Annotated in this window: 16 protein-coding genes; 2 read left to right on the top strand and 14 right to left on the bottom strand. The window is 61.2% G+C overall.

Going from position 1 to position 16,124, the window contains the following annotated elements; genetic code table 11:
- Positions 1 to 71 precede the first annotated feature (71 nt).
- From rseP to RCF49_RS20480, 12 genes are all read right to left on the bottom strand, one after another.
- On the bottom strand, positions 72 to 1,217 hold the full coding sequence (gene rseP, locus RCF49_RS20535; protein ID WP_342641646.1) for an RIP metalloprotease RseP: 1,146 nt from the start codon (positions 1,215 to 1,217) through the stop codon (positions 72 to 74).
- Positions 1,218 to 1,297: 80 nt separating this feature from the next.
- Entirely contained in the window at positions 1,298 to 2,506 is a 1,209-nt protein-coding gene (locus tag RCF49_RS20530; protein ID WP_342641645.1) for a 1-deoxy-D-xylulose-5-phosphate reductoisomerase, read from the bottom strand.
- A 60-nt stretch (positions 2,507 to 2,566) separates the two neighbouring features.
- Complete coding sequence (locus tag RCF49_RS20525; protein ID WP_342641644.1) at positions 2,567 to 3,412, bottom strand: phosphatidate cytidylyltransferase; 846 nt, start codon at positions 3,410 to 3,412, stop codon at positions 2,567 to 2,569.
- Positions 3,413 to 3,425: 13 nt separating this feature from the next.
- Positions 3,426 to 4,187: an isoprenyl transferase gene (locus tag RCF49_RS20520; RefSeq protein ID WP_342641643.1), complete on the bottom strand. Its 762-nt coding sequence runs from the start codon at positions 4,185 to 4,187 to the stop codon at positions 3,426 to 3,428.
- A gap of 56 nt (positions 4,188 to 4,243) precedes the next feature.
- Positions 4,244 to 4,810 carry a ribosome recycling factor gene (frr, locus tag RCF49_RS20515; protein WP_342641642.1) on the bottom strand — a complete coding sequence of 189 codons (567 nt, stop codon included), beginning with the start codon at positions 4,808 to 4,810 and terminating at the stop codon, positions 4,244 to 4,246.
- A gap of 20 nt (positions 4,811 to 4,830) precedes the next feature.
- Positions 4,831 to 5,559 (bottom strand): UMP kinase, encoded by a 729-nt coding sequence (gene pyrH, locus RCF49_RS20510; RefSeq protein ID WP_342641641.1) that lies wholly within the window; start codon positions 5,557 to 5,559, stop codon positions 4,831 to 4,833.
- A 52-nt stretch (positions 5,560 to 5,611) separates the two neighbouring features.
- The gene (gene tsf, locus RCF49_RS20505; RefSeq protein WP_342641640.1) at positions 5,612 to 6,535 is read right to left on the bottom strand and encodes a translation elongation factor Ts; all 924 of its coding nucleotides are present in this window, start codon (positions 6,533 to 6,535) and stop codon (positions 5,612 to 5,614) included.
- A gap of 68 nt (positions 6,536 to 6,603) precedes the next feature.
- Positions 6,604 to 7,629, bottom strand: a complete 1,026-nt coding sequence (locus tag RCF49_RS20500; RefSeq protein WP_342641639.1) for a 30S ribosomal protein S2 — start codon at positions 7,627 to 7,629, stop codon at positions 6,604 to 6,606.
- Positions 7,630 to 7,800: 171 nt separating this feature from the next.
- On the bottom strand, positions 7,801 to 8,952 hold the full coding sequence (locus tag RCF49_RS20495) for a GGDEF domain-containing protein (protein WP_342641638.1): 1,152 nt from the start codon (positions 8,950 to 8,952) through the stop codon (positions 7,801 to 7,803).
- An 80-nt stretch (positions 8,953 to 9,032) separates the two neighbouring features.
- The gene (locus tag RCF49_RS20490) at positions 9,033 to 9,221 is read right to left on the bottom strand and encodes a hypothetical protein (protein WP_342641637.1); all 189 of its coding nucleotides are present in this window, start codon (positions 9,219 to 9,221) and stop codon (positions 9,033 to 9,035) included.
- 97 nt (positions 9,222 to 9,318) lie between these two features.
- Positions 9,319 to 9,696: a hypothetical protein gene (locus tag RCF49_RS20485; protein ID WP_342641636.1), complete on the bottom strand. Its 378-nt coding sequence runs from the start codon at positions 9,694 to 9,696 to the stop codon at positions 9,319 to 9,321.
- A gap of 329 nt (positions 9,697 to 10,025) precedes the next feature.
- Positions 10,026 to 10,502, bottom strand: coding sequence for a single-stranded DNA-binding protein (locus tag RCF49_RS20480; RefSeq protein WP_342641635.1), 477 nt, complete (start codon positions 10,500 to 10,502; stop codon positions 10,026 to 10,028).
- Positions 10,503 to 10,943: 441 nt separating this feature from the next.
- Between RCF49_RS20480 and uvrA the strand changes: the two genes are divergently transcribed.
- A complete protein-coding gene (uvrA, locus tag RCF49_RS20475) occupies positions 10,944 to 13,853 on the top strand; it encodes an excinuclease ABC subunit UvrA (protein ID WP_342641634.1) in 2,910 nt (969 codons plus the stop codon).
- A gap of 77 nt (positions 13,854 to 13,930) precedes the next feature.
- Positions 13,931 to 14,497 (top strand): type 1 glutamine amidotransferase domain-containing protein, encoded by a 567-nt coding sequence (locus tag RCF49_RS20470; protein ID WP_342641633.1) that lies wholly within the window; start codon positions 13,931 to 13,933, stop codon positions 14,495 to 14,497.
- A gap of 50 nt (positions 14,498 to 14,547) precedes the next feature.
- Here the strand turns inward: RCF49_RS20470 and RCF49_RS20465 are convergent, their stop codons facing one another.
- Positions 14,548 to 14,889, bottom strand: a complete 342-nt coding sequence (locus RCF49_RS20465; protein ID WP_342641632.1) for a DUF805 domain-containing protein — start codon at positions 14,887 to 14,889, stop codon at positions 14,548 to 14,550.
- Between the two features lie 142 nt (positions 14,890 to 15,031).
- Positions 15,032 to 16,087, bottom strand: coding sequence for a sulfate/molybdate ABC transporter ATP-binding protein (locus RCF49_RS20460; protein WP_342644250.1), 1,056 nt, complete (start codon positions 16,085 to 16,087; stop codon positions 15,032 to 15,034).
- Positions 16,088 to 16,124 lie beyond the last annotated feature (37 nt).

Genomic DNA, 16,124 nt, shown 5'->3' with positions numbered 1-16,124 from the left:
TACGCGCTTTCGATGCCCCTGAAAACCGCATCGTCGTCAGTCGCGAGATTTCCCCGACCATAGTGTCAAAATCAAAACAGTTCGAAGTGGATAAGGTCGTTCCACGTCGCGAACAGCATCAACATCAACACCAGGACCATTCCCACTCTAAAGCCCAGATCCTGTGCCTTCGGACTGAGCGGTCTGCCTCTCACAGCCTCAATGGCGTAGTATAAAAGATGCCCGCCATCAAGTATCGGGATCGGAAAGAGATTGACCAGTCCGATGCTTACCGAAAGCACTGCAGCCAGATTGAGAAGCGCCAGAAAGCTGATGCCGGCCACCTCTCCCGACATTTGCGCGATCCGCAAGGGCCCGCCAAGCTGGTCCGCTGACTGGGTTCCGATGATCACCTGGCCAACATAAGCGAGCGTGCTGCTGATCACGAACCAGGTCTGCTCGGCCCCCTTCCACAGGGCCATAACCGGACCATAGCGCTCAACCCGCGCCCCTTCCGTGCTCGCGGTGATCCCGAGCAAACCAACCGTGTGCCTGCCGCCAAAGCGGTCTTCGATCTCGCGTGCGGCGGGCGTCACCTGCAGGGTGATGGTGCTGGCATTGCGCAAAATGCCGAGGTTGAGTTGCCGACCGGCGCTGCCAGACACGATACGCTGCAGATCGGAAAAGGTCTCGATGGCACGCCCGTCGACCGTCTTGATCTCGTCGCCGGGTTGCATGCCAGCGGCGGCAGCGGGCGAATCCGGCTGAACCGTGTCGGCGATTGGCGGAGCCACCTGGCGGCCAACCAGCATGAAGGTCGCAGCAAAGATCAGGATGGCGATGATGAAGTTGGCGATCGGCCCCGCCGCCACCACGGCGGCGCGTTGGGCGAGCGGCTTGTTGTGGAAAAGCTGCGCGGCTTCAGCCGGGTCGGCGGCAGCGGCATCCATGACCGAACGGTCGGGTGTGCTGGCCACGGAACTGTCGCCGCGAAAGCTGACATAGCCGCCGAGAGGAAGCCAGCCGATCCGCCATTCCGTTCCGTGGCGGTCAATCCAGGATGCGATGGAGCGCCCGAATCCAACGGCAAAGCTGTCAACCTTCACCCGGCAGGCGCGCGCGGTGAGAAAATGCCCAAGCTCGTGAAAGAACACGACAATCGTGAGCACGAAGAGGAACGGAACGAGATAGGACAGGAATGACCAAACCCCCGAGCCGATCGTTTCCGCGAAAAGCATGTCTCTTCCACCTTTTAGGCCCCGGGGCCAATCTTATATGCGAACCGGCCTGGTTGGCCCGCGCTCATTGCTCTGACATCTCACATTCTGAAGCGGGACGCCAATTCCTGCGCCATGCGGCGCCCATAACTGTCGGCTGACCATACATCATCGAGCGAATGCATGGCCGCGAGCATACCATCCTGTTCTGCGCGCTCGATGGTGGCGCGAACCAAGCCAGTGATAGCCGGAAATGGCAGCCGTTTCGACAAGAATTCGGCCACCGCGATCTCGTTGGCCGCATTGAGGACGGCCGTGGCACTGCCGCCATGGGCCAATGCATCAAGGCTGAGCCTAATGGCGGGAAAGCGATTCTCGTCGACGCGCTCGAAGGTTAGGGCGCCCAGTTCTTCCAGCCGCAGCTTGGGTACAGGGGCGCTGATGCGCTGCGGCCAGGCCAGCGCATAGGCGATGGGTGTGCGCATATCGGGCATGCCGAGCTGGGCGAGAGTCGAGCCGTCCTCGTATTCAACGAGGCTATGGACGATCGATTGCGGATGCACAAGAACGTCCAGCTGCTCGATGGATACATCGAACAGGTGAAAGGCCTCGATCAGCTCCAGGCCCTTGTTCATGAGGCTGGCCGAGTCGATGGTGATCTTGCGGCCCATGCTCCAATTCGGATGCTTGAGCGCCTGTTCCGGGGTCGCCTCGTTCAGCTGCTTCTGGGTAAAGGTGCGGAAGGGACCACCGGATGCAGTGAGAATTAGACGCGAGATCTGGTCGGCATGATCGCGATTGAGGACCTGGAAGATCGCGCTATGCTCGGAATCAACGGGGAGGATCCGGGCGCCAGATCGCATGGCTGCTTGGGTAAAGACGCTGCCGCCGGAGACTAGACATTCCTTGTTGGCAAGGCCGATCGTGGTGCCTTGATTGACGGCCGCGATCGTGGGTGCGAGCCCGGCAGCACCGACAATGGATGCCATGATCATGTCGACCGGCCGTTGAGCGGCCTCGATTACAGCCTCGGGCCCTGCCGCCACCTCGATATCGGTGCCGGCCAATGCCTCTTTCAGCGGGCGATACATTTCCGGATCGGCCGTCACCGCCAGTCGTGCACGGATGGATTTTGCCTGTTCTGCCAATCGGTCAATGTTGGAATTTCCGACCAGTGCATCGATCTCGAAACGATCGGTGTCGCGCCCAACGATATCGAGAGTGGAACAGCCAATAGAACCGGTGGAGCCAAGAATCGTCAGACGCTTGGCATCGACAGCCCGCTCAATTCGCTCAGCGATAACGGTCACAGTTCACATCTCTCCCGTAGAGCACTTTGCATGCAGAAGGTTTTAACAAGGTTACCGTTTTCACCACAGCAGCAATGCTGCGGCAATATTGTTGGTGCCAGAGCGCAAGACTCCGATGGCCAAGACGCCCAAGGCCACCGCGATCAGCCCATCAACCCGGTCAAGAATGCCGCCATGGCCGGGAATGAGCTTGCCTGAGTCCTTCACGCCCGCCTGACGCTTGAGGTGGGATTCAAAGAGATCACCGAGCTGGGCGATCACCGCAAGCAGACCAGCAAGAGCGACGAGCGGAGGAATAGCGGGTAGATCCATCACCCGGCCGAGCAGGCCACCGGCCAGCGCGGCGCCCGTCACCGCGCCAACAAGTCCGGACCATGTCTTGCCGGGTGAGATTTGCGGTGCAAGCTTCGGCCCGCCAACAAGTCTGCCCACGAGATAGGCACCGGTATCGGCGCTCCAGACCACAATCATGAGCCAGAGCAGTGCGGATAGACCATGCGTGGCATCGGCCCTCAGCAGCGCCAGGCTCAAGACCGGCAGAGCGATATAGGGCAGCCCGATCAGAGCGGCCCGCGCTTGACCGTGCCTGCGCGAGAGCAGCCAGAGGAGCGATGCAACCCAAGCCAAAGCGATGAAGGCGAAGGCCGTGCCGGGCAGCTTCGCCAGCACGAGCCAGGGCACAGCCGCGGCCGCAGCCCCATGCAGGCCTTGTTGGATGAGATCGGGCTTGCCATTGACCAGGCGAACCCATTCGAGCGCCATGAGGACGCCGAATACAGCCAGAAGGAGCGCAAACCAGGCTCCCCCCAGCCAGGCAAGCGCGATGACAACCGGCACCAGAAGCACGGCCGAGCCGGTTCTGATGGCGAAGTCGCCCCATTTTCCCGAGGTGTTTGTAGCGCCCATGCCAGGTGCTTGGTCAGGAGACGGGGGCAGCAAGCCCTCCGAAGCGGCGATCACGCGCCATGAATTGCCGCAAGGCGGCCGCAAAGAGCTCGCGGTCGAAATCGGGCCAGGCCTGATCAATGAACACGAATTCCGAATAGGCGCTCTGCCAAAGCAGGAAATTCGACAGCCGCTGCTCACCGCTGGTCCTGATCACCAGATCCGGATCCGGAATCCCGCGCGTATCGAGATGCTGCTCGATCATGGCAGGGGTCACATCGCGGGGGTTGAGGGTGCCATCGCCAATCTGGCGAGCGATCGCCTGAACCGCGCGGGTCAGTTCGTCCCGGGCGCCGTAGTTGAAAGCGACGACCAGCGTGAGAGCGCTATTGTTGCGGGTAAGGTTCTCGGAATGCTCGATGAGCGAGACGATATCCGGTGCCAGCGACAGCCTTTCGCCGATGATCCGAATACGGACGCCTTGGGCATGGAGCTGGGCGACATCGCGATTGGCAAAGCGGCGCAGCAGGTCGAGGAGATAGCCTACCTCCTGCTTCGGACGGTTCCAGTTCTCGGAACTGAAGCTATAGAGCGTGAGATATTCGATGCCGAATTCCAAGGCGGCACTGACGGCGCGGCGGACCGCCTCCACACCCTGGCTATGCCCCGCCGAGCGCGGCAACATGCGTCGCTTCGCCCAGCGGCCGTTGCCATCCATGATGATGGCGACATGGCGAGGCATGCTCCCCGGCCATTCCAGAGCGGGATCCGCGTTGCCTGCACTCAACCGACTCATTTGTAGAGACATGGACTCCACCCGCGGCTGAAAGGCCCGCCCCGCTCGAAGATAGTTCAGATCTGCAGGATCTCCGCCTGCTTCTGAGCAACCATCTCGTCGATCGACTTGATGGTCTGATCTGTCAGCTTCTGGACGTCATCAGCCCAGGCGCGATGCTCATCCTGACTGATTTCACCGTCCTTTTCGAGGCGCTTCAGCTGTTCCATACCGTCGCGCCGCACGTTTCGCACAGCTACTTTGGCCTGCTCGGCATAGTTCTGCGCAACCTTGACCAGCTCCTTACGCCGTTCCTGCGACAGTTCAGGCACGGGAACGCGAAGGGTCTGGCCCTCGGTGATCGGATTGAGACCGAGGCTCGAGTTGCGGATCGCCTTCTCGACGGCCGAAACAAGCCCCCTGTCCCACACCTGAACGCTCAACATGCGCGGCTCGGGCACCGACACATTGGCCACCTGATTGAGGGGCATGGTCGAACCATAGGCATCGACAGTGATCGGCTCCAGCAGATGAACTGACGCACGCCCGGCGCGCAACCCACTGAACTCCTCCTTGAGCTTCGACAACGCACCCTGCATGCGCCGTTTCAGCTCGTTCATGTCCATTGCATTAGGTTCTGCCATCTGGTCTCGTCCATTCTCGCTCAATCTGCGCCGGCATCGATGACCGTGTAACGCCCCTCCCCCCGGATGACCGACGCCAGCATGCCAGGTTCCCGGATTGAGAAGACGATTACCGAAATATCATTATCACGGGCAAGGGCGATGGCTGAAGGATCCATCACCCGCAACTGCTGCGCAAGAACCTCCTGGTAGCTCACCCGCTCGAAACGGGTCGCATCCGCGTGCTTCTTCGGATCGGAGGAATATACGCCGTCGACGCTGGTCCCCTTCAAAATGGCCTGGCAGCCCATTTCCGCGGCGCGGAGGGTTGCGGCAGTATCCGTCGTGAAATAGGGATTGCCGGTGCCCGCAGCGAAGATGACCACCCGGCCCTTCTCCAAATGCCGCAGGGCGCGCGGGCGGATATAGGGCTCGCAAACGGTCGGCATCGAGATGGCCGAGAGCACTCGCGACTGCACCCCGGCATGAACCAGCGCATTGTTGAGTGCCAGCGCATTCATAACGGTGGCGAGCATGCCTATATGGTCGGCCGTGGCGCGGTCCATGCCCTGGGCCGCACCCGCAAGCCCGCGGAAGATGTTGCCACCTCCCACCACGACGCAAAGCTCCAGGCCATACTGTCCGACGTCACGAATCTCGCTCGCGACCCGGCGCACCATCGCCATGTCGATGCCATAGGGCTCGCTGCCCATCAGTGCTTCACCGGAGAGTTTCAGCAGCACACGGTTGAAGCGCGGAAGGGCGGTCATATTGCTTGCCTCAAGGCCATGGCGACGGTGCTAACCCAGGATACCGCGCCTATCACGAGCCGGCCGCTGCCGCAACCTCGCTCGCGAAATCGGTTTCCTCGCGCTCGATGCCCTCGCCGATGGCGAAACGCGTGAAGGCTGCAACGGTGATCGGCGCGCCGACGTCCTTCTCCATCTCCTTGATCGCCTTGCCGACGGTGTTTTCACCATCGATCACGTAGATCTGATGCAGGAGAACGACCTCTTCGTAATATTTGCGCAGCCGCCCTTCGACCATCTTGGCGATGATTTCCTCGGGCTTGCCGGATTCGCGGGCCTGGGCAGCGAGAACATCGCGCTCACGCTCGATCAGGGACGAATCGACCTCCTCCGGCCGCACGGCAATCGGGCTGGCGGCAGCGATATGCATCGCGATCTGACGGCCGTGAGCGGCGAGCTTCTCCTTATCACCGGTCGATTCCAAGCCGACGAGCACGCCGATCTTGCCGAGCCCCGGCTTGACCTGCCCATGGACATAGCTCGCCACCACGCCGTCGCTGACCTCGATGTAACCGGTGCGACGGACATTCATGTTCTCGCCAATGGTGGCCACAGCGTCGGTGACGAAGTCAGCAACGGTCTTGCCATCGGCCATGGTCGCAGCCTTCAAGGCATCGACATCGCCCTGCGCGTTGATCGCAAGCTGGGCAATATCGGCAACCATCGTCTGGAAGGCCTCGTTGCGGGCAACGAAATCGGTCTCGGAATTGACCTCAACGACAGCACCCTTGCGGCCTTCAGCTGCAACGCCGATCAGGCCTTCAGCGGCGACACGCGAGGATTTCTTGGCGGCTTTCGACAGGCCCTTCTTCCGCAGCCAGTCCACAGCGGCATCCATGTCGCCACCGGTCTCGGCGAGCGCAGTCTTGCAGTCCATCATTCCGGCGCCGGTGCTGTCGCGTAGCGCCTTGACCATGCTCGCGGTGATTTCAGCCATAGCGGATCCTCGAAGTTCAATAGCTGACAAAACGGGCGCGCTGCAAACGCGCCCGGCAGATCTCGATCTCAGGCATCAAGCCCAGCGAGGGACTTCGCCTGTACGGCCCAGTCATCGCGCTCGACACGGCCCTTGAAGTCAAGGGCATCATCCAGCGCCCGGATCTGGTCAATGTTCATCTCGGCGATCTGCCAGAAGTGGTAGATGCCGAGATCATTCAGCTTCTTCTCGACCGTCGGCCCGAGACCGGTGATCTTCTTCAGATCATCGGGTGTGCCGCGCGGCTCACCCAGGCGCGGAAAGCCAAGATCGGCATCCTCGGCCATATCGGATGCACCCTCATCGGCCAGCGCCGGCTCGGCGAGCGGGTTCTCAAGCTCGCCAATGTCGATCCCGGCCGACCCTTGGGCCACAGAGATCCCCTCGAGCGCTGCCCGCGAAATGAGATCGCAGTAGAGGCTGATCGCGCGGCCGGCATCATCGTTGCCGGGGATCGGATAGCTGATCCCCTGGGGATCGCAATTGGTATCCACAATGGCAACCACGGGAATGCCAAGCTTGCGAGCCTCCTGGATGGCGATGGCCTCCTTGTTCGTATCGATCACGAACATGAGGTCCGGGATACCGCCCATGTCCTTGATGCCGCCCAGCGCGCGCTCGAGCTTGTCGCGCTCACGAGTCAGGTTCAGCGTCTCTTTCTTGGTCAGCCCCAGATGCTCCTGAGCGAGCATGTCCTCGAGCTGACGCAGGCGCTTGATGGAATGTGAAATCGTCTTCCAGTTGGTCAGCGTACCGCCGAGCCAACGATGGTTGATATAGTACTGGGCGCAGCGGCGTGCGCTTTCCGCCACGATATCGGAGGCCTGGCGCTTGGTGGCGACGAACAGCACACGGCCGCCGGCCGCTACCACATCACGCACCGTCACAAGCGCCTGGTGCAATAGCGGCACGGTCTGCGCGAGGTCGATGATGTGAATGCCGTTCCGATCACCGAAAATGTAGCTCCCCATCTTGGGGTTCCAACGATGGGTCTGGTGACCGAAGTGAACGCCCGCTTCCAACAGCTGACGCATAGTAAAATCCGGCAATGCCATGCCGATATCTCCTTTTCCGGTTGAACCTCCGCGGGTGTTGTGAGCCGGATCGGATCCGACACCGGAAGGACGACCACGAACGATTCTGGCCGCCCAGCACCCGCGTGCGAGTTGACGAGGGCGATATACGCGGTCGCCCCTGGAAATGCAAGCAAGTGCCGTTCGAAAGCTTCAATCCACGGGGTTTAATCGCACCCGGTTGCGTCCAGCGGCTTTTGCCTCATAGAGCGCACGGTCGGCGGCGATCAACAAGCGGTCGAGGTCGGCCTCATCATGGAGGCGTTGCGAGGCGATCCCAGCACTCACCGTCACGCGGAGCCTCGTCCCGTCATAGGCGAAAGCATGCTCGGCAATGGCGTTGCGGACCTCTTCACCTACCGCCACGGCCACATTGGCGCTCATGCCGGGCAGGAGCACGGCAAATTCCTCGCCGCCCAGGCGACACAGCAGCGAGCGCGCCGGCAAGAGTTCAGCCAAGCGACGGGCGAAGCTCGACAAGAGTTCGTCGCCCGCGGGATGGCCGAACTGATCATTGATGAGTTTGAAGCTGTCGATATCGAAAATGATGACGGAGGAATAGGAGCCGGGAGACTGCGCCATCAGGGAGGGCGCCATCTCGAAAAAGCCACGCCGGTTCAGGCTGCGCGTGAGCGGATCGCGCATGGCCAAGAGCTTGAGCCGCCGTTCGCTCTGTTCCCGGATCAGCGCAACACCGAACACGGCCACCGCCACAAGGAAGAGCATGGCTTCAACGAGGCTGACCCCGAACCACAGGCCGGTGCGACCCATGCTATCGGGCATCGGCGCAAGAAAAGCCATCACGCCACGCACAATGTAAAACAAGGCATCAAGCAGGATCAGCGCGGCCAATGGACGGCTCGAGGGGAGCCTTTCGCCGCGCCCGCGCCAGAATTCATAGGCGATCGCAAGACAGATGCCGGCGCTCGCAATCGACAGCCAGACCGTCCGCTCCCATGGCTGGTCATCGGGTCCCATGACCACGAGCCCCAAAAGCCAGGGCAGCACGGGGGTGATGACATGGAGGAGCGTTACCGGCCTGCCGTAGAGCACGCGCAGCCCCACCCACCCCATGCCGGCGCCGATCAGCAAAAGCGTATTGGCAAGGTCGACGGCGAAGGTATCGGCGACCCTGTCGCGCCATAGGATCAGCGAGAGGCCCACCGCGCCTGAAAGACATCCGGCGCTCCACCAGAAATAAGAGCGCGCGGACGGATCATTGTGCCAGGCGACGACCAGCACCACGGTGATGACGGAGCATACCGCGATGAGGAGCACGAGAACCGTATAGATATCCAGATCCATCGGCCAGGCCGCCGCTTAGGAGCGAAATGACAGCACCGCATCGCGGATGCGAGCGGACGTGGACAGCACGCAAGAAATCGTCACGCGAATTCGGCGTTGAGGGCACGCCCCATCGGGCGGACCCGGCTCACATCGGCATTGGTCCTGCCGCCAGCCCCAGCAATCAGGCCGATCTCGCGTCGCGCAAAGCCCCGCTGAGTGTCAGGGCTTCGATGTTCACCATCGCGCAGAGCAAAATCGAGAGCGAGAAAGTCGTTGGCACGCGTCATGTCTACCCCCCGATGGACATATTCGCTGCCCTGTGCCTACCTTTGCCAGCCATTCACATCAACAGAAAAGAGAAGACGGCCGCGGAAGGAATCCGCTTTACTGCTTGCGAAATAAGAGGTTCGGATTGCCTTTCTTATTGACCAGCCCCACATACCAGCTGCCGGCACGGTAAACTTCGCTGCACTTGCGGTCACCATCTGTCCAGACCGTGAAGGACACACAGAGCTTATTTCCCCTGACCTCCCAGCGGCCGGCATCGTATTTGCCATTGGCAAATCCTTTCAGATTTCCCTTTGCATCCGCACCGATCGTCAGCCTAACGTCCCCTTTCCATATTGCCTCAAAACGACCGGGAAATAAGGCTTTGAGCATTCCAGCCGTCATCGGCTGCAGCCTCGGCGGGGCGTCCTGAGCCATCGCGCCACCGGCCAACCCGATCAGCATGACTATTCCTATCGCCGCCGCCCTGCGCATGCGCAACTCCTAAAAAGAAACCGCCGATCAGCCCAGTCCGGACTGATCCCGTCCGCCACTATGCGCTGGGCAAAGCAAGGAAATGGTTAGCGATAAACATCTGCCCGATCATGCCGAGAAGAGGCTGCCCGATCAGGCGGAGAAGAGGCGCAAGCAGAGGTGGCGCTCGCTATTCAACGACGCCAAAAAACAACGGGCCTTGCCGATAATTCGCCCCCAAAGTCACGGCCACAGATCAGCAGGTCCGCGCTTCCTGAGAAAACGCAGCGCAGACCGGCGAACCGGCCATTATGCGCGACAGGCTGTGGGGATGGTGCCGCGGACAAGCCTTAGAACGGCACCTCGTCGTCGAGCTCCTCAGAGAAACTCGGCGAAGGACGCTTCTGGCCGCGATCCATGGGACCTGACCGGCCGAAGTCACCGCCAAAATCACCGGAGGCATCCCCGCCAGCACCCCGTCCATCCAGCATGGTCAGAGTGGCGTTGAAGCCCTGCAGCACCACTTCCGTCGTGTAGCGGTCATTGCCATTCTGGTCTTGCCATTTGCGAGTCTGGAGCTGTCCCTCAATATAGACCTTGGAGCCCTTCTTGAGATATTGCTCCGCCACCTTGCACAGGCCCTCGCTGAAAATGACGATGTTGTGCCATTCAGTGCGCTCCTTGCGCTCACCGGACTGACGATCTCGCCAGTTCTCAGTGGTCGCAAGGCTGAAGGATGCAACGGGGCGACCATCCTTAGTGTGCCGGATCTCAGGATCCTTGCCGAGATTGCCGATAAGGATCACCTTGTTTACCGAGCCTGCCATAAGAATTCTCCATTTCGGCACACAATGCTTTCCGGCCAAGCTAGCCGCCCGGAGGTGAGTTAACCACCCCCGCCGTGTCATTCCCACAGGTAGAGCAGCGTTCCCACAGGTAGAACGGCATTGGCGCCGTTTCGTTTCCCATTTGTTCTATACTATTCACCTCCCGCGCGCAAACGATTTAGGCATTCCCGCATATGTCAGCGCGACTGGCGCGTTCTGAAAGCCGGCCCCGCCCCGCTGGGGCGATCATGCTCGCGCGCAGCGTTGTCAAATCGCTTGGGTGAGATTACCTTCCGGCCAGCGGTGAAGGTTTGAGCATCACGCATTGACGCCGCCCGCAAAATTTGTTCTTGTAATGTTCCGCAACACAGTGGCGGAAGCTCCAACCCTGCGACATCGGGCGTCTGGCTCACGCGGTCGCCTGTGGATAAGTCACACCCCATGAGCAACTCTGCCGGCTCCTCAACCGCGCGCAAGGTTCTGTCCATACAGGGCGCGCGCGAGCACAATTTGAAGAATGTCTCGCTCGAGCTTCCACGCGACAAGCTGATCGTGTTCACAGGACTGTCCGGCTCCGGCAAGTCATCGCTCGCTTTCGATACGATCTATGCAGAGGGCCAGCGGCGCTATGTCGAATCGCTGTCGGCCTATGCCCGGCAGTTCCTCGAGATGATGCAGAAGCCGGATGTCGACCAGATCGACGGGTTGTCGCCCGCGATTTCCATCGAGCAGAAAACCACCTCGCGCAATCCGCGCTCAACGGTCGGCACAGTCACCGAGATCTACGACTATATGCGGCTGCTATACGCCCGCGTCGGAACGGCCTATTCGCCAGCGACCGGTCTGCCGATCGAGAGCCAAACCGTCTCGCAGATGGTGGACAGAATTCTCGAGATGCCGGAGGGGACCCGCCTCTATTTGCTGGCGCCTATCGTGCGCGGGCGTAAGGGAGAGTACCGCAAGGAGCTGGCCGATCTGCAGAAGCAGGGCTTTCAACGGGTCAAGATCAACGGCGAATTTCACGAGATCGAAGCTGCCCCTGCGCTCGACAAGAGGTTCAAGCATGACATCGACGTGGTGGTCGACCGGGTGGTGGTGCGACCGGATCTTGGGGGGCGGCTCGCGGATAGTCTCGAGACCGCGCTCAGGCTGGCGGACGGGATTGCAGTTGCCGAACATGCGGATGAAAAGGACGAGAAGGGCAATCCCCGCCGGGTCACCTTCTCGGAGCGCTTCGCCTGTCCGGTGTCAGGGTTCACGATCGATGAGATCGAGCCGCGGCTGTTCTCGTTCAACAATCCTTATGGGGCCTGTCCGCGCTGTGACGGCTTGGGGACCGAGCTCAAGTTCGAGGGCGAGCTCGTGGTGCCGGATACCAGCCTCTCGTTGCGAGAGGGTGCCATCCTCCCCTGGGCCAAGACCGGCAACACATCGCCTTATTACACGCAAACGCTCGAGGCGATCTGCCGGCACTATAGTGTCAGCATGGATACGCCCTGGGCCGAGCTGCCGGAGACGGTGCGCAATGTGATCCTCTATGGGTCAGCGCCCGAAGAGATCACCTTCATCTATGATGATGGTCTTAGAAGCTACAAAACCCATAAGAAATTCGAAGGGGTGGTCACCAACATCGAACGACGCTGGCGGGAGACGGATTCCTCGTGGGTGCGCGAGGAGCTCTCGCGCTACCAGTCGGACCATGCTTGCGAGGCGTGCAAGGGCTATCGGCTGAAACCGCAGGCGCTGGCGGTCAAGATCGCCGGGCTGCATATCGGTGAGGCCACGGAGAAATCCATTCGCGATGCACAGGCGTGGTTCGATTCAATCGAGGCGAGCTTAAGTCCCAAGCAGCAGGAAATCGCCGGGCGCATCCTGAAGGAGATCCGGGAGCGGTTGAAATTCCTCGTCGATGTGGGGCTCGACTATCTCACCCTGTCACGTAATTCCGGCACGCTGTCGGGTGGCGAGAGCCAGCGGATCAGGCTTGCGAGCCAGATCGGCTCGGGGCTCACGGGCGTGCTCTATGTGCTGGATGAGCCATCGATCGGCCTGCACCAGAGAGACAATGCGCGGCTGCTCGAAACGTTGAAGCGCCTGCGGGATCTCGGCAATACGGTAATCGTGGTGGAGCATGATGAGGATGCGATCCGGCTTGCTGATCACGTGGTCGATATCGGGCCTGGTGCGGGTGTGCATGGGGGCGAGATCGTGGCACAGGGCACGCCGGACGAGATCATGGCCTCGCCTGCGAGCCTCACAGGTCAGTATCTCACGGGCATGCTGCAGGTGCCCGTGCCGCGCCAGCGCCGCAAGCCGAGCAAGAGCCGCCTGCTGAAGGTGGTCGGGGCGCGCTCCAATAACCTCAAGTCGGTGAGCGCAGATATTCCTCTTGGGCTGTTTGTCTGCATCACCGGGGTTTCGGGGTCGGGCAAATCGACCTTCACCATCGATACGCTCTATAAGGCCGCCGCCCGGAAGCTGATGGGCAGCCGCGAGCAGCCAGGCTCGTATGATCGGATCGAGGGGCTCGAGCTGCTTGATAAGATCATCGATATCGACCAATCGCCGATCGGGCGAACACCGCGGTCGAACCCCGCGACCTATACAGGCGCATTCACGCCGATCAGGGAATGGTTCGCAGGCCTGCCGGAGGCCAAGGCGCGCGGATACCAGCCGGGCCGCTTCTCATTCAATGTCAAAGGGGGCCGCTGCGAAGCCTGCCAAGGCGACGGGCTCATCAAGATCGAGATGCATTTCCTGCCCGATGTCTATGTGACCTGCGATGTGTGTCATGGCCATCGCTATAATCGCGAGACGCTCGAGGTCACGTTCAAGGGCAAATCGATCTCGGATGTGCTGGAGATGACCGTGGCGGAGGCCAAGGAATTCTTCAAGGCGGTGCCGGCCGTTCGAGACAAGATGGAGACGCTCGACCGGGTCGGCTTGAGCTATATCAAGGTTGGCCAGCAGGCGACCACCCTGTCAGGGGGCGAAGCGCAGAGGGTGAAGCTTGCCAAGGAGCTGTCGCGCCGGGCCACAGGGCGCACGCTCTATATTCTCGACGAGCCCACGACCGGCCTTCACTTCCACGATGTGGCGAAGCTGCTCGAGGTGCTGCACGAGCTCGTGGAACAGGGCAATAGCGTTGTCGTCATCGAGCATAATCTCGAGGTGATCAAGACGGCCGACTGGATCATCGATCTCGGCCCCGAAGGCGGCGATGGGGGCGGTGAGATCGTGGCGACCGGCACGCCCGAGCAGGTGGCGAGCAATCCACGGTCGCATACCGGCCGTTTCCTGAAGGAGGTGCTGGAGCGGCATCGGGCGGGCGCCAGAACCGCGGCGGAGTAGCTCAGCGACTCCGCTCTCGGAACCCTCGCCCGCACAGTTGGTTGCCCCTGAAATCACAGTCAATCAGGAGCGAACCAATGCATGATCTTTCAGGCAAGAAGATTGTCATCGTGGCGACCAACGGGTTCGAGCAGTCGGAGCTCGAGGTGCCGCGGGATAAGTTGAAGCAGGCTGGCGCGACCGTTCACGTCGCCTCACCGGAATCGGGCAAGATCCGCGGCTGGGACATGAAGGACTGGGGGCGCGAGGTTCCGGTCGACAAGCCTATCGATGCGGTGCGCGCGGACGATTACGACGCCATCGTGCTGCCCGGCGGCCAGATCAATCCCGACCTTCTGCGTGTGAATGAGCAGGTGCTCGCGGTCATTCGCGATTTCGACCGGCAGAAGAAGGTGATCGCAGCGGTCTGCCATGGGCCCTGGCTGCTGATCGAGACGGGGATCATCAAGAACCGCAAGGCGACCTCCTATCATTCGATCAAGACAGACATGATCAATGCCGGCGCGCATTGGGTTGATCAGCCGGTGGTGACGGACCAAGGCATCATCACCAGCCGCAATCCGGGCGATCTCGAAGCCTTCTCGAACAAGATCGCCGAAGAGGTCCTTGAAGGGCGGCACGTCAAGCGACAAGCGGCGGAGTGAGACGCGGCCTCCGGCTGGTGGTGCCCTGCCCTCCTGACGGAGCTGAAGGCTCAGGCCTGTGCAACCGGGTCCGGACCGAAGCGGTTCGGACCGCGGGTGCCCTCGAGTATGCCGAGATTGATCAGCGCCCAAATGAAGCCGACCACGGGGATGAAGAGGAGCAGCACCCACCAGCCGCTCTGATCGCGGTCATGGCAACGCTTGATGTGAATGCAGAGCGTCAGGAAGAACAGGACGAGATTGACCAGCAAGGCCAGAAGTCCGTCCGATCCAAAAATGAGATAGGCTAGAAACGACAGCACCAGCACGGCCACCATGCCGATCCACCACATGCCGCGCCCGATCCGCCCCTCATAATTGAGGAGCAGGAACTTCCAGTCGATCGCATTCATATCCCCTCCAGCGCAGTTACGCAGGCCCAGCGTTCGATCCTAGAGCGTTTCCGCTATTCTTTGAATTGCAAAAACCGCTCTAAATGCCTGCATGGGCGCATTTTCTTCCCTCACGCAAGTCCATTTGCGCGGCCAAGCCAGTCTACCATTCAGGTCTGTGATCATCGGCGGGGAATAATGAGATACGGCTGAAGGTAACAGCGACGTGCTGGCCGGTTCTCAGCCCCTCGTCCAAAGGGCAATCTGCTTCCACAACCGAGGATCCATCGGCGAGCACGATTTCTGCCCGCCGCAAGCCTCCATGCCGGCGCACTGCACGGACCGTGCCCTGCAAGCCATCCGGCGCCGCGGGGCCGACCGCGATATCTTGCGGGCGGACGAAAACTGCATAGCGGCCGGCGCCGGGTGTCTCAGGAAGATTGACCCGGTGCTGGCCAAGGAAGGCTTGTCCTGCGGTCACGGTCACCTCGAACCGACCGACCTCGCCGATGAAGCCGGCGACGAAGGGGGTGGCGGGCTTGTCATAGATCTCGTCCGGGGTGCCGACTTGCTCAATGCGCCCATTGCTCATCACCACCACACGGTCGGCCAGCTCAAGGGCTTCTTCCTGGTCATGGGTCACAAAGACGGTCGTATGACCGGTCTGGTCATGCAGTTCACGGAGCCACCGCCGGAGATCCTTGCGCACCTTGGCATCGAGGGCCCCGAATGGCTCATCCAGGAGAAGGATGCGTGGCTCGATGGCCAAGGCACGGGCGAGCGCCACCCGCTGGCGCTGGCCCCCGGAGAGCTGAGCCGGATAGCGCTTCTCGAGGCCTTCAAGCTGCACGAGCTTGATCAGCATCAGCGCGCGTTCGCGGATTTCGGCGCGAGACGGCCGCCGGCCCGCCGGCCTCACCTTCAGCCCAAAGGCCACATTGTCGAGCACGGTCATGTGCCGAAACAGAGCGTAATGCTGAAAGACGAAGCCGACATTGCGCTCCTGAACGGAAAGGCGCAGGGCATCTTCCGCGCCAAAAAGCACACGGCCAGCGCTCGGCTCATCGAGGCCGCCTAAGATGCGCAGGAGGGTCGTCTTACCGGAGCCCGACGGTCCCAGCAACGCAATGAGCTCGCCCGGACGGATGTTGAGGGAGACATCATGGAGTGCAGGCGTGCCATTGAAGGCCTTGCGAACACCTTGCACGGTCACTTCGATCGGCTGGCCCCAATGTCCCGGATTGCGTGAGCCGGTT

Source organism: Rhodoligotrophos sp. CJ14, from assembly GCF_038811545.1.
Classification (GTDB): Bacteria; Pseudomonadota; Alphaproteobacteria; order Rhizobiales; family Im1; genus Rhodoligotrophos; species Rhodoligotrophos ferricapiens.
This window is presented reverse-complemented; position numbering and strand designations above follow the sequence as displayed.

Excerpts from the sequence above, each read along its gene's own strand:
- rseP (WP_342641646.1), bottom strand. The coding sequence starts at position 1,217 with ATGCTTTTCGCGGAAACGATCGGCTCGGGGGTTTGGTCATTCCTGTCC.
- RCF49_RS20525 (WP_342641644.1), bottom strand. The coding sequence starts at position 3,412 with ATGGGCGCTACAAACACCTCGGGAAAATGGGGCGACTTCGCCATCAGA.
- RCF49_RS20520 (WP_342641643.1), bottom strand. The coding sequence starts at position 4,187 with ATGAGTCGGTTGAGTGCAGGCAACGCGGATCCCGCTCTGGAATGGCCG.
- frr (WP_342641642.1), bottom strand. The coding sequence starts at position 4,810 with ATGGCAGAACCTAATGCAATGGACATGAACGAGCTGAAACGGCGCATG.
- pyrH (WP_342641641.1), bottom strand. The coding sequence starts at position 5,559 with ATGACCGCCCTTCCGCGCTTCAACCGTGTGCTGCTGAAACTCTCCGGT.
- tsf (WP_342641640.1), bottom strand. The coding sequence starts at position 6,535 with ATGGCTGAAATCACCGCGAGCATGGTCAAGGCGCTACGCGACAGCACC.
- RCF49_RS20500 (WP_342641639.1), bottom strand. The coding sequence starts at position 7,629 with ATGGCATTGCCGGATTTTACTATGCGTCAGCTGTTGGAAGCGGGCGTT.
- RCF49_RS20495 (WP_342641638.1), bottom strand. The coding sequence starts at position 8,952 with ATGGATCTGGATATCTATACGGTTCTCGTGCTCCTCATCGCGGTATGC.
- RCF49_RS20490 (WP_342641637.1), bottom strand. The coding sequence starts at position 9,221 with ATGACGCGTGCCAACGACTTTCTCGCTCTCGATTTTGCTCTGCGCGAT.
- RCF49_RS20485 (WP_342641636.1), bottom strand. The coding sequence starts at position 9,696 with ATGCGCAGGGCGGCGGCGATAGGAATAGTCATGCTGATCGGGTTGGCC.
- RCF49_RS20480 (WP_342641635.1), bottom strand. The coding sequence starts at position 10,502 with ATGGCAGGCTCGGTAAACAAGGTGATCCTTATCGGCAATCTCGGCAAG.
- uvrA (WP_342641634.1), top strand. The coding sequence starts at position 10,944 with ATGAGCAACTCTGCCGGCTCCTCAACCGCGCGCAAGGTTCTGTCCATA.
- RCF49_RS20470 (WP_342641633.1), top strand. The coding sequence starts at position 13,931 with ATGCATGATCTTTCAGGCAAGAAGATTGTCATCGTGGCGACCAACGGG.
- RCF49_RS20465 (WP_342641632.1), bottom strand. The coding sequence starts at position 14,889 with ATGAATGCGATCGACTGGAAGTTCCTGCTCCTCAATTATGAGGGGCGG.